The sequence below is a fragment of the Stenotrophomonas sp. AC248 genome (assembly GCF_979258185.1).
On record NZ_OZ409840.1, the window covers coordinates 297,560 to 310,365 of the forward strand.

The 12,806-nt window shown below is 64.0% G+C and carries 9 protein-coding genes and 1 pseudogene; 9 read left to right on the forward strand and 1 reads right to left on the reverse strand.

The features are described from left to right. The first annotated feature begins 175 nt into the window (after window positions 1-175). The 7 genes from ACZ0AE_RS01335 to ACZ0AE_RS01365 all read left to right on the forward strand — a co-directional run bounded on the left by ACZ0AE_RS01335 (window position 176) and on the right by ACZ0AE_RS01365 (window position 11,332). Window positions 176-1,141 carry a histone gene (locus ACZ0AE_RS01335; protein WP_314402636.1) on the forward strand — a complete coding sequence of 322 codons (966 nt, stop codon included), beginning with the start codon at window positions 176-178 and terminating at the stop codon, window positions 1,139-1,141. A 162-nt stretch (window positions 1,142-1,303) separates the two neighbouring features. Continuing rightward, complete coding sequence (locus ACZ0AE_RS01340) at window positions 1,304-3,559, forward strand: type VI secretion system Vgr family protein (protein WP_463600198.1); 2,256 nt, start codon at window positions 1,304-1,306, stop codon at window positions 3,557-3,559. A 22-nt stretch (window positions 3,560-3,581) separates the two neighbouring features. After that, the gene (locus ACZ0AE_RS01345) at window positions 3,582-5,204 is read left to right on the forward strand and encodes a hypothetical protein (protein ID WP_463600199.1); all 1,623 of its coding nucleotides are present in this window, start codon (window positions 3,582-3,584) and stop codon (window positions 5,202-5,204) included. Further along, the gene (locus ACZ0AE_RS01350) at window positions 5,201-5,326 is read left to right on the forward strand and encodes a hypothetical protein (protein WP_258223862.1); all 126 of its coding nucleotides are present in this window, start codon (window positions 5,201-5,203) and stop codon (window positions 5,324-5,326) included. Before ACZ0AE_RS01345 ends, ACZ0AE_RS01350 begins: the two co-directional genes overlap by 4 nt. Before the next feature lie 19 nt (window positions 5,327-5,345). Next, entirely contained in the window at window positions 5,346-9,974 is a 4,629-nt protein-coding gene (locus ACZ0AE_RS01355) for an RHS repeat-associated core domain-containing protein (RefSeq protein ID WP_463600200.1), read from the forward strand. Window positions 9,975-9,988: 14 nt separating this feature from the next. Next, window positions 9,989-10,402: an SMI1/KNR4 family protein gene (locus ACZ0AE_RS01360; RefSeq protein ID WP_447591426.1), complete on the forward strand. Its 414-nt coding sequence runs from the start codon at window positions 9,989-9,991 to the stop codon at window positions 10,400-10,402. Between the two features lie 321 nt (window positions 10,403-10,723). After that, window positions 10,724-11,332, forward strand: coding sequence for a pentapeptide repeat-containing protein (locus tag ACZ0AE_RS01365; protein WP_463600201.1), 609 nt, complete (start codon window positions 10,724-10,726; stop codon window positions 11,330-11,332). Between the two features lie 67 nt (window positions 11,333-11,399). Here ACZ0AE_RS01365 and ACZ0AE_RS01370 read toward each other — a convergent pair whose 3' ends face one another. After that, window positions 11,400-11,906 carry a hypothetical protein gene (locus tag ACZ0AE_RS01370; protein WP_463602123.1) on the reverse strand — a complete coding sequence of 169 codons (507 nt, stop codon included), beginning with the start codon at window positions 11,904-11,906 and terminating at the stop codon, window positions 11,400-11,402. On the opposite strand from ACZ0AE_RS01370, the pseudogene ACZ0AE_RS01375 reads away from it, so the two are divergent. Both ACZ0AE_RS01375 and ACZ0AE_RS01380 read left to right on the forward strand, forming a co-directional pair. Further along, a pseudogene (locus tag ACZ0AE_RS01375) lies at window positions 11,889-12,328 on the forward strand (DUF4303 domain-containing protein). The gene ACZ0AE_RS01370 and the pseudogene ACZ0AE_RS01375 sit on opposite strands and share 18 nt — an antisense overlap. Next, window positions 12,329-12,790: an Imm26 family immunity protein gene (locus ACZ0AE_RS01380; protein ID WP_463600202.1), complete on the forward strand. Its 462-nt coding sequence runs from the start codon at window positions 12,329-12,331 to the stop codon at window positions 12,788-12,790. Window positions 12,791-12,806 lie beyond the last annotated feature (16 nt).

Genomic DNA, 12,806 nt, shown 5'->3' on the forward strand with positions numbered 1-12,806 from the left:
CACGGAAGCTGTTTTAAAGGGGTTTGCTGCCAACGCCTGGTTTGCCGGGCAGCGCTGGCGTCGTCCCGCCAAGCACAGGTGCGGCTCACAGGCTGCGACAAGACCGTTCCACGATGGACCGCGCCGGTATAGCATCGCCAGCGATTTAACTGACCAGGCCCCTTAGGAGGCAATCATGAGCAACGGTAATGGTGTGACCGCGACCCTGTCGCAGGGCGTCGACGAAGTGAAAGAAGTGGCCGGCAACGTGGGCGAGACCATCGCTACCGCCGCTGAAGATGCCGTGGCGTCGGTGAAGAAGACCGTCAAGCGCGCACGCAAGGCTGCCACCACCCAGGTTGCCAAGGTCAAGAAGGCCGTGCAGAAGGCCGAGAAGACCGTCGCCAAGAAGGCCGACAAGGCCGCCAAGTCGGTTGGCAAGACCCTGGCCACCGCCAAGAAGAAGCTGGAAACGGCCAAGAGCAACGCCAAGGCCGAAGCCGCCTCGCTGAAGAAGCAGGTTGCCAAGAAGAAGGCCGCCGCTGAAAAGGCCGTGACCAAGACCACCAAGGCTGCCAAGAAGGTTGCCGGCAAGAAGGTCGCCACTGCCAAGAAGGCCGTGACCAAGAAGACCGCCGCCGCCAAGAAGGTTGTGGGCAAGAAGGTTGCCGTGGCCAAGAAGGCCGTGGCCAAGAAGACCGCGACCGCCAAGAAGGTCGTCGGCAAGAAGACCGCCGTGGCCAAGAAGACCGTCGGCAAGAAGGTCGCCGTGGCCAAGAAGGCTGTGGCCAAGAAGTCCGCCACCGCCAAGAAGGTCGTCGGCAAGAAGACGGCTGTTGCCAGGAAGACCGTCGGCAAGAAGGTCGCCGTGGCCAAGAAGGCTGTGGCCAAGAAGTCCGCCACCGCCAAGAAGGTGGTCGGCAAGAAGACCGCCGTTGCCAAGAAGAGCGTCGGCAAGAAGGTCGCCGTAGCCAAGAAGACCGTCGGCAAGAAGACTGCCGTGGCCAAGAAGGCCGTCGCCAAGAAGACCGCCGTGGCCAAGAAGGCTGTCGGCAAGAAGACCGCCGTTGCCAAGAAGGCCGTTGCCCGCAAGGCCGCCCCGGCCAAGCGTGCTGCCAAGCCCGTGGCCCGCAAGGCCCCGGCCAAGCGCGCCCGCAAGTAAGGCGTGACCACGGCGCCTGCCTGCGGGCGGGCGCCGTGATGGGCCACCTTCGCTTGCACAAAGCTGAAGGGGTTTACGCAATACCCGCGTCAGAATGTTGGCGCACGTCATGCAGAAATGGCAGAGTCGGGATCTCGAAGTCATGGGACGAAGGAACGCCCGATGTATGCCGAAGCCCTCACCGCCGGTCACGCGCTCACCCGCCTGCACCAGGACCACCGCCTCATCCGTGTCGACACCGTGCTGGACCCGCAGACCTTCCTGGTCAAGCGGTTCGACGGCAGCGAACGCGTGTCCCATCCCTTCGCCTACCAGGTCGAGCTGCTCTCGATCCAACCCCGGCTGGAGCTCAAACAGCTGGTGGGCCAGCCGCTGCGGCTGATCCTGGGCGACGAGTTCGGCGGCCATGGCGTCCACGGCTACGTGCGCGAATTCGCCAGCACCGGCCGCGAGGCGCAGTTCAGTGCCTACCGCGCCGAGATCGCGCCGTGGTTCGCCTTCCTGGACTACACCAGCAACTGCCGCATCTTCCAGGACATGAACGTGCTGAAGATCGTGGAAACGGTGTTCGCCGATTACCCCGACCTGGCCCGCTTCGACTACGACCTGGACACCGGCAAGCTGCCCAAACTGCCCTACTGCGTGCAGTACAACGAGTCCGATTTCGCCTTCGTCTCGCGCCTGCTTGAAGACGCCGGCATCTACTACAGCTTCCGCCACGACGAAGACGGCCACACCCTGCTGCTCAGCGACGACTCCACCCTGAGCGTGGCCTTGGGCGAACCGGCGCCGGTGTACTTCCGCGCCGACCAGGGCGTGCAGCAGCAGACCGGCCTGCACCGCTGGGGTGCCCGCCGCCGCGTGGGCCCGGGCGCGCACGCGCTGAGCAGTTTCGACTTCAAGCAGCCCAGCACGCCCTTGCGCGTGGTGCGCGGCAACGAGGCGCCGCGCGGCGTGCTGCCCGAACTCACCCAGTACCGGTACGACGGTGCGGCCCGCTTCGCCGACAGCCGCATTGGCGAGGCGCTGGCGGCGGTGCGCAATGAAGAAACCGCGTGGCCCACCAAGCTGTTCGAATGCGCCGGCAACGCCGCCGGGCTGCAGGCGGGCGGCTGCTTCACCCTGGAACAACAGCCGGACTTCATCGGCCGCGGCGCCGAAGACCGCCAGTTCTTCGTGGTGCGCCTGCAGCGCGAAGGGCGCAACAACTTCGCCAGTGATTTCGCCAGCGCCGAAGCGCCCAGCCACGCCATCGAGGCCGAGGTGCTGCGCCGCAAGATTCCCTACCGCCCGCTGCGGCAGACCCCGTGGCCGCGCATGCCCGGCCCGCAGACCGCCACCGTGGTGGGCCCGCCCGGCGAAGAACTGCATGCCGACGCGTACGGCCGGGTGAAGGTGCAGTTCCACTGGGATCGCAAGGAAGACCGCCGCGACAACGGCGCCGAGAACAGCTCCTGCTGGATCCGCAGCGCCAGCCCATGGGCCGGCGCGGACATGGGCGGGGTGTCGCCGCCGCGCGTGGGCCAGGAAGTGGTGGTGGACTTCCTCGACGGCGACCCGGACCGCCCGATCATCACCGGCCGGGTCTTCAATGAAGAGAACATGCCGCCGTTCGGCCTGGAAGTGAGCGGCCTGAAGTCCAAGACGGTCAAGGGCGCCGGCTGGAACGAAATGACCATGCACGACACCGCCGGTGGCGAGCTGCTCAACATGCGTGCCCAGCGCGACATGGTCACCACCGTGCTCAACGACCAGAACGCCAGCATCCAGAACAACAAGTCCACCGCGGTGGCGGTGAACCACAGTATGAGCGTGGGCGCCAACCAGGACATCAGCGTGGGTGCCAACCGGGGCATCACTGTCACCGGCACCGACACCCTGGGCGTCACCGGCACCCGCACCACCAACGTCACCGGCGCCGTCACCGAGGCCTACCAGTCCGGCCAGACCAAGACCATCGCCGCGGCCGGCTACACCGAAACCATCACCGGCGATTTCGGCACCACCCTCACCGGCAACTACACCAGCCAGCGCACCGGCACCTGGAAGGAAACCGTTACCTCCACCTCGCTGCGCCAGGTGATCGGCAAGGTCACCCAGGAATACTCGGCCGGCCGCGAGACCATCATCACCGGGCTGGACAAGCGCGGCGTGCAGGGCGCGGTGGAAGACACCAACATCGGCGCACGCACCGTGGGCGTGGACGGGACCTTCGAGCACGAAGTCAGTGGCACCCACAGCCAGCTGTCCAACGGCGACATGACCCTCGGCTCGGCCAGCAAGCTCACCGCGGCGGTGGGCGGTGCCTTCATCGAGATCACCGACGGCGAGATCAAGATCTCCGCCGGCGGCTCGGAAGTAGTCATCAACAGCGGTGGCGTGTCGGTCAACGGCAGCGAGATCAAGCTCAACTGCTGACCGGTCCATCGGAGGGACACCCATGCACGACACCCCCATGCTGCGCGGCATCCAACGCCTCAGCGACGCCTGGCTTGCCGCCGCCGCCGACCCCAGCCGGCGGCTGCTGGTCTGGCGGCTGCCGGCCAACGCCAGCCGCCTGCTGGCCGCCTTCTTCGAGATGCAGCGGCACGACCAGGGCCGCGACACGCCGGACTACTTCCTGCGCGTGGACACGCCCTATGAGCTCGGCTTCCGCTACAGCCGGCAGATCAAGCAGACCCTGCTCGAGCGCTACCTGGGCAGCCAGGACGAACTGCGCGGGCAGGGCATCACGCTCGGCTGGCGCGGTCCGCATGCCGAGCACCCCGACAGCGCCGCCGGCGTGGTGCAGGTACTGGACAGCTTCGCCGAGCACCACGGCAACCACCTGCGGTTGCTGGCCGCCGTGCTGGAACCCGAGCGCATGGTGCCCGGCGACGGCTTTGAACGCTGGGTGGATGCGGCGCTGGCCGCCGCCCCCGGCGACCGCCTGCGCCTGGTGCTGGTGGACACCGAGGAAGACCCGCGCTGGCAGCCGTTGCTGGAGCGCCACGCCAGCGTCGCCGCGCGGATCGACGCGCCGGTGGACATGTTTGCCATCGCCCGCGACACCGCCTCGCAGTCCGGCGGCACCGGCCCGGAAGTGCTGTACCGCCAGCTGCTCGCCGACCTGATGCTGCTGCTTGAGCGCGGCAGCCCGCAGCAGGTGGTGGCCCGCGCCGAGCGCGCGCTGGGGCTGGCCCAGCGCCACGGCTGGCAGGAGCAGGCGTCGGTGGTGCAGATGATGGTGGCCGGTGCCTGGCTCAAGGCCGGCGACCACGGCCAGGCCATCACCGCCTACCGCCAGGCGCGCAGCGCCGCCGATGCCGCCCGCAGCGCCGGCAACGCTGCCGCGCCCGAGCTGGTCATGCAGAGCTGGTTCGGCGAAGCCGGCTGCTGGCTCACCGCCAAGAACCCCGAGCGCGCCGCCCAGACCTACCTGCAGGCGTCCACCTCGGCGGCCAGCATCCCGCACCCGATGTTCCAGCTGGAAGGCCAGCGCATGGCCGGCTACTGCCTGCTCCAGCACGGCAAGCGCGAGGAAGCGCGTACCCAGCTGCTGGAAGCCATCCGCATCGCCAAGCCCCTCAGCACGCAGGACCGCAAGGCCACTACCCTGCCGCAGGCACTGTGGGACCTGCTGCAGCTGCAGGACCTGCGCCGCGCCGAGAAGATCCAGCTCACCGCCCCGGCCTATCTCGAACAGACCACCTCGCTGCACGCGCAGGCCGAAGAGGCCGCCGCCAAGCTCGGCCCCACGCCCACCCGCGTGCAGCTGGATGTCATCGACGCCCAGCTGCATGCGGGCCTGGAACAGACCTTCCACCGCATCCAGCAGGAACGCGAACGGCTGGTGCAGGGCGGCGACGAGTTCTTCCGCAAGATCGTCGCGGTGGGGCGTGAGTTCCTCGACCCGCACTGGAACGGCCTGCCCACCATCGAACACCCGCTCGACCACGAGATTCCGGTCTGGAGCGAACCGCCGGCCATGCAGCCGCTGCCCGACCCCGGCCCGCTGCTGGCCGGTACCGACCTTGCCCACGTCGCACCGCCTGCGGCCACCCCTGGAGTTGTTGCCGCATGAATACCCGCATTCTGGTCATGACCGTCGCCGTGCTGCTGGGCATGGCCATCGTGGTGTGGCTCGGCGTGGAATACCGCGACGAAGTCAAAGCCTTCCTGCGCGCCCTGCTGCGCGCGCTGTAAGCAACACAGGAGTGTTGCCGTGAGCATTGCCGCCAAGCATTTCGATCCGCAGCTGGGCATCGACATCCACATGTACGCGATGCCGCCGTGCCCGCTGCCCACGCCGCACATCGGCCTGGTGCTGGACCCGTTCGACTACATCCCGTTCATCGGCTCCACCATCAAGGTCAACGGCGTGCACCGCGGCACCGCCGGCACCGGCGGGCTGGACATCCACATTCCACTGGGCGTGTGGGGCCCGCCGCTGGCCGCGCCGATGGGCCCGCAGTTCGACGGCGAAGAGATCTTCATGGGCAGCCGCACCGTGTCGGCCGATGGCGAGCCGTTCTCTCGCCTGGCCATGCCCGTGCTGGACTGCAACCTGGCCGGCATGATCAACCCGTTCCGGGTGAAGAAGCCCAAGAAGCCGCTGCGCGCCATGTCGCTGCCCACTGGCTTGAACGTGGCCATTCCGACCAGCGTCAAGGTCGGTGGCCCGCCCACCGTGTCGTGGACGGCGATGGCCTTCCGCGCCGCCTTCGCCGGCTTGGGTAAGCTGCGCAAGACCGACTTCTTCCGCAAGAAGATGGATGCCTTCGCCGCGTGGCGCCGGGGCAAGTGGGGGCATCTGCCCTCGGGCACGCTCAAGTGCAAGATCCTGCGGGCCGAGCCGGTGGACATCCGCGACGGCAGCGTCTCGGTCAGCCACGAAGACTTCAGCATCCCCGGCCGCCTGCCGCTCAGCTGGCGCCGTGTTTACGCCTCGCGCCATGCCCAGCGCACCGGCGCCTGCGGTTACGGCTGGCAGACTCCGGCCGACATCGCGCTGGCGCTGTCGGCCGACGGCAGCGCCTGGCTGTCCGGCCCGGACGAGGTGGCCTTCTTCCCCGAGCTGCCGCGCCGGGACGGCATGGAAGCGGCCACCCTGGACTTCGTGGACGGCGCGCGTCTGTGGCGCGAAAACGGTCAGTGGATCGTGCGTTTCAAGGGCGGCCTGCAGTACCACTTCGACGCCACCCCGGCCGCCGGCGTGGCGGTGCTGCCGCACGAGCGCAGCCTGCCCATCGAGCGCATCGAAGACCGCTGCGGCAACCACTGGCGCTTCGAGCGCCGCGACGGCCACCTGGTGCGGATCGTGGAAAGCGGCGTGGACGGCCTGCAGGGCCGCTTCATCGAAGTGGACGCGCGCCAGGGCCACATCGACCGCCTGCAGCTGCACGACCCGGCCAGCGGCCTGAATCATCTTCTGGTGAGCTACCGCTACGCCAACGGCGACCTGATCGCCGCGGTGGACCCGCTGGATGCGCCGCGCACCTTCGGCTACCAGCAACACTACATGGTGCGCCACACCGATCGGGTCGGCCTGTCGTTCTATTACGCCTTTGATGCGCAGTGGCGCGTGGTGCATTCCTGGGGCGACGGCGGCCTGTACGACTACCACTTCGACTACGACGCGCTGCTGCACGAAACCCGCATCACCGACTCGCTGGGCCACGTGAGCCTGGTCAAGTTCGACGAAAACCGCCTGCCGCTGTGCGAGATCGACCCGCTCGATGGGGTGACCATCTTCGAGTACGACGACTTCGGCCGCACCGTGGCGGTGACCGACCCGGAAGGGCTGCGGACCGGGTTCGAGTATGACGAGCGCGGGAACCTGGTGGTGCTGGTGCGCGCCGATGGCACCACCCTGCAGCAGCAGTTCGACGACAACGACCAGCTGCTGGCCGTGACCGACCCCGACGGCAACACCTGGCAGCAGCACTACGACGCCCGCGGCCTGCTGATCGAGCAGACCGACCCGCTGCAGGCCAGCACCCGCTACGCCTACGACGCCCATGGCCTGCTGCAGGCGCAGATCAACGCGCGCGGGGCCGTCACCGCCGTGGGCTACGACCGGCATGGGCTGGTGGCGGTGGTGCGCGATCCGCTGGGCCATGAGAGCCGCTTCGAGCATGACCCGCTGGGCCGCCTGCAACGCCAGGTGGACCCGCTCGGCCAGCCCACGGCGTACACCTACGACGCCAAGGGCCGGCTGCTGGCCGTGCTCGCCACCGACGGCACCGGCGTACGCTGCGAATACGACGCCGAAGACCAGCTCATCACCTATCTGGACGAGGTCGGTGCGCGCACCCGCCTGCAGTACGTGGGCATCGGCCAGATCGGCAAGCGCCTGCAGGCCGACGGCCAGGTGGTGGAGTACCGCTACGACACCGAAGAACAGCTGGTGGCGGTGATCAACCAGCGGGGCGAGACCTACACGCTCACCCGCGACCCGCTCGGCCGCATCGTGGAAGAAGTGGATTACTGGGGCCAACCGCGTCGTTACGAGTACGACGCGGCCGGGCGCCTCACCGCCACCCTGGACCCGCTGGGTCAGCGCATCGGGTTTGCCACCGACAAGATGGGCCGCATCACCGCCAAGACCCTGCCGGACATCCGCCAGCCGGGGCGGCAGGTCAAGGAAACGTTCGAGTACGACAAGCGCGGCCAGCTCATCGCGTTGCGCAACCCGCACCGGCACGCCACCCGCCGCTTCGACCCGCTGGGCCAACTGCTGGAGGAACTGCAGGACGGCTTCCGCGTGGGATACGCCTACGATGAAGTGGGCAACCGCACCCAGCGCCAGACCGGCGCCGGCAACACCGTTGCCTTCGCCTACGACCTGCGCGACCAGTTGATCGAGGTGGGCATCAACGACGAAGCGCCCATCACCCTGGAGCGTGACGCGCTGGGCCGTACCACCCGCGAGCAGCTGAGCGCGCACGTGGAGCGCCGCTTCGAGTACGACGCGCGCAACCTGCTCACCGCGCAGACCGTCCTGCGCGATGCGTCACCGTTGTTCGACACCCGCTACGACTACGATCGCACCGGCAACCTCACCCGCCGCCAGGACAGCGCGCAGGGTGTGGACGAATACCGCTACGACGCGATAGGCCGGCTGCTGGCCCACACCGATCCGAAGGGCGTGCTGCACCCCTACTACAACGACCCGGCCGGCGACCGCCTGCGGACCGAAATCCGCGAAGTGCGCATGCGCAAGGTGGCCGGTGGCGACGACCAGGCAGAGCTGCTGTGGACACGCGAGGGCACCTACCAGGGCGTCCACTACGTGTTCGACCGCGCCGGCGACATGGTGCGCAAGGGCAGCCCGGGCGGCGGCGACGCCAGCGACCTGGAACTGATCTGGGACGTCAACCATCGGCTGGCCGAGAGCCGGCGCGGTGGGAAGAGCACGCACTACGGCTACGACCCGCTGGGACGACGGGTGTTCAAGCGCAATCCGGACGAGACCACGTGGTTCTTCTGGGATGGCGACGCGCTGCTGGGCGAGGTGAAGCAGGCCAACGACGCCGAAGATGCCGCGCCGGTGTGGGTGGACAACGTGGCCAGCCTGATCGAGGTGAAGCGGCGGCAGCGGCGGTTGGGGAAGCTGCATGAGGGGGTTCGGGAGTATGTGTATTACCCGGAAACGTTTGTTCCCCTCGCGACAGTGGTTCCGGGGCCGATAGCTCGCCCAGACGCGATGGTGTCTGTCCCGATGACTACTAACGTCGTCGCCCCTGACGCTCCATCTAAAAGCGACATCCATCACCTCAGTGCGCGCACAGCTACACAACCTGTTGCCCCACCACCGTCGAAGGACCGTCGTCCTCTGAGTATGGGAGGTCTAGGGTCAGCATCTCTTGGTGCACTCTCCCTCGGTGCTCCGTCAGCCAGCAGAAACAGTACGGTTTCCGAGAGAACTGGAGCGGGTTCTACGGAACTTCTTCACCCGAAAAACACGCGACCCGCTGGTCGGCCCGAGGATACTCGCGTCGAACAGGATGCGACCGCAGGGCTAAGGGCAGCGAAGTTCGAAGAATCTTGTCACTACGCCGCGCTCGGCGCATGCGTAGAGGGCGAACTGCCGGCTGGGAAGTCACTGGTCTATCAGTATCACGTTGATAGCAGTGGCTGTCCTATCAGAGCAACCAATATTTTAGGTGAGATCGTTTGGGCTGCTAGATATTCTCCCTGGGGTCAGCAGATCGACTGCGACATCGAAATTCTGCCAAACGAGCTCCGATTCCAAGGGCAGTATCATGACTGCGAAACCGATCTCCAATACAATCGATATCGATACTACGATCCACTTGTCGGGCAATATGTAGGTCAAGATGTAATAGGCCTGAGCGGCGGCCTGTCACTCTATGCGTACGTTGATAGTCCACTTACTTGGTGTGACCCATTGGGCCTCAAAGGCACGCCCACCGACAAGGCGTTCCCGCGAGGGAGGACGAATTTTACCTCCAGCAATGGTTTGACATTGGAGGTCAGGGCGGTGAGAGATCTTGGTCACCTGTCTGATAGTGAGGTGACCGGAATATGGCATGCGAACAATAACAAGATCGAGAGGGGTCGAGGTTACGGTTTGTCTCCAAAGGACGTGAATGGAGAAACGATAGTTCTGCATCACCATCGTCAGCAGATTGGCGGTCCAATCATTGAAATGCCATCGTCTCGCCATAAAATAGGGAACAAGGCCCAGCACCCCAATGGCTCAGCGAAGGGTGGGGGGATCGGCGACGCGGCCCGTGAGCAGTTTGATGATTGGCGGGCAGAGTACTGGAGGCATCGGGCGGAGTTGGAGATGACAAAACGAGGAATGCCCGTTCCTTGTCGAACTTAGGACTGGAGACTAGCTTGGAATTTATCGAAAAAGTTGCAAATTTTCTTGATGAGCCTGGTAATGAGATTTATAAAGGAAGAGGAGCTTCGATAGATGAGATCGAGGGTGCGCAGAATAAGCTTGGCGTCATATTTGACCCGGATTACATAAACTTTGTGCAGGCCTTCGGTGGGTCATTCGTCGGTGTCGCCATCTACGGATTCAACAATTCGAAGATGCTTGAGTCTTCAAGCGTGGTCGATCTGACGGATAGGTTTCGAAGGGATGGCTGGCCGGGCGCAGAAGGCGCGTATGTGATTTCCATGGATATGTCCGGAAATCCAGTGATGATAGATGCATCTGGAAGCGTGTTTACTTACGATCATGATTCTGGAGATACGCGTTCAATGGCAGCCAGCTTTCGAGATTTTGTAGAAGCAGCGCTCTAACACTCTTAGAGCGCTGCTTAAGTTTCCAATCGCGCAGCCTGATCACCGCGCAGCGCGGCCTGCGCGATAACTTGGCACTGATGTCCTTCGCAGCGGTTCTCGTCTTCCATGCCTCAGTTCGCGGAGTATGTGGCAGAGCAGTTGGACGAGCGCTTGGCCACGTGAGGGTGACTACCCCCATCACTGACGCGACTTAGGCATGTGATGTGGCCTGGATACGCACCCCCGTCCCAAACGTTCGAAGGTCTGTGATCGCGTTGAATCACGTTGTAAAGGTATGCTCGGCATTCCTGTAGTGCAGGAGGCTAAAGGAAGTGATGGATGCTTGCTAAAGAAGCTCGCAGCAGGTGGCAGGTTGAGCAGCTGAGGCTGGTCGAGAAGAAGCTCTACGACGCTGCGAAGTCGTTCAAATTGGGGCCTATGCCGGAGTCGCCCTTTGGCCTCACCGAACTAGGCATGGCCGACTTTCGCGGGGCGACTCTCGCTGAACCCTTGCGTTACCTGAAAGTGAGCAGTGTCGATCTCTCTGACGTCCTGTTCAAAGAGGGGGCCAGCATCAATGAGTCCGAGATGGAGAGGTGTCGGCTTGATCGGGTTGACATGCGTAACGTCTTCGTAAGGCGTAGCTTCAGTGACTGCAGCTTTGTCAAAGCGAAGCTCTCGGGCACTAGGATGGGCGGAGAATTCGTGCGCTGCGACTTCACCGGGGCGAATCTATCCAAGTCATTCGCTACGGACTGTAAGTTCACGGGATGCAACTTCGCCGGTGCAACACTGTCCGATGTGCACTTCATCAGTTGCACGTTCGAGGGCTGTGATTTCTCGGACGTCAAGCTGCTCACTGGATCCGTCGCCGGCAGCAAGTTCCTGGGCGGAACTTCGATTTACCAATTGGCGGGCTGTATCACCGATAGCGCAGTAATTCGGTGAGGAAGCCGCTTGGAAAGAGTACGGCACTCGTTGTCCCACGTACGCTGGGGGCTTCATGGAAGTATCGCTAACCGCCCGCTTGGGTGGCCCCGAGGTCGGCATCCTGTTCCTTGCAGGCGTAGTTTATGCTCGCAAGCGTTTGAAAGCTGTACTGGATGGGGTTTCCTTGGCGGGCCTTGATGTTATGGATATAACGCTGCATATCGGCGGTAGCATCACCGACATTTCCCCCGCAGCACCGAGTGTTGAGGCGCGCTATTTCAAGCAGCGACGGCGCCTGAAGATCTTCGTAAGCATACCGAGTGCGGATGCGCGGGAGTTGCCCGAAGAGGACGTTGGTCGGCGGGTTACGGAATGGCTGGTGGATGGCCTCGAGAGCGTCGCTCTGCCGCGGAGTGCAGCTGACATGACCCTCGGTCCGGTACTGAGTGCGCTTCGGTGAGATTTTAAGATGGAAGGTGTCAATGGTCTGGTGAACTTGGTCTGCAAGACATTTCGGCCCGCGCTGCTGGACTTGTTCAGAGGTGGCGAGAACTTCTATTACTGCACCTTCGTCATGACCGAGGAAGGCCACGCGCCATTCCTTTCAGCTTGGTCTGAAGAGGCGCTTGCAAGGGCAGTGGTCGAGAGTGGCGAAGGCCCAGAGGTAGCTGCGGATCTGAGGTGGTCGTATGCAGATTCTCCATACGTTGACTTTGGAAGCGAATACACTGAAAAGCTTCGCGCGCCCTTCCTCGCCAGGCCGAGCCTACAAGAGCTCGGTGTCGATGAGTGGAAAAAGAGATCGAGCTCCGTATGGATGCTGTAGAGCAGGCCGCACGCCAGTTGGATGCAGAGGGCGCATTCGGTGCAGGCCAGCGTCGCAGCAGGCTAATTGTTGCGGTGGAGATCATGCCTCCAGTGCCTTCCAACGTTGACCGAGTGGCTCGGCTGAACGACACCAATTCGGACATCTTCAAGCAGTGGTTGGAAGAGGCTGCAGAAGTGGATGGGTGAATGGCCGAAATGACCATAAAGATCAAGGTTGCCGTTGGTGATGTGTTTTCGATTCCGCTTCCGTCGGGCAGGTATGGGCTGGGGCGCTTGATACACATTTCAGACAGGTGGCGCCTTGCTCAGTTCTTCGCGCTTAGGCTGGATGCTCCAGAGCTACCGGCGTTGCTTCTCGATTTCGGTGACGCCATGCCAGTTCACAACATAGTTACGTTGCGTATTGAAGAAGGCGCGTGGCCCGTTCTGAAGCGCGGTGTGCTCGATGCTTTGCCAGACCTTGACTCACTGATCTTCTATCGAGGACTGCCTGCCCATCGAACGTATTTGAAATTGAATGGCGAGATTGTTCCTGCGTGTCCCTCGCAGGGCTGCTCGTCTTCCATGCCTCAGTTCGCGGAATACGTGGCGGAGCGGTTGGACGAGAGCTTGGCCAATGGAGTGCACCTGGATGCGTCTGGTGGCTAACTCTAAATTGATCCAA

Coding starts and splice junctions, on each gene's coding strand:
- ACZ0AE_RS01350 (WP_258223862.1), top strand. CDS start 5,201: ATGAATACCCGCATTCTGGTCATGACCGTCGCCGTGCTGCTGGGCATG.
- ACZ0AE_RS01345 (WP_463600199.1), top strand. CDS start 3,582: ATGCACGACACCCCCATGCTGCGCGGCATCCAACGCCTCAGCGACGCC.
- ACZ0AE_RS01335 (WP_314402636.1), top strand. CDS start 176: ATGAGCAACGGTAATGGTGTGACCGCGACCCTGTCGCAGGGCGTCGAC.
- ACZ0AE_RS01340 (WP_463600198.1), top strand. CDS start 1,304: ATGTATGCCGAAGCCCTCACCGCCGGTCACGCGCTCACCCGCCTGCAC.
- ACZ0AE_RS01380 (WP_463600202.1), top strand. CDS start 12,329: ATGGCCGAAATGACCATAAAGATCAAGGTTGCCGTTGGTGATGTGTTT.
- ACZ0AE_RS01365 (WP_463600201.1), top strand. CDS start 10,724: ATGCTTGCTAAAGAAGCTCGCAGCAGGTGGCAGGTTGAGCAGCTGAGG.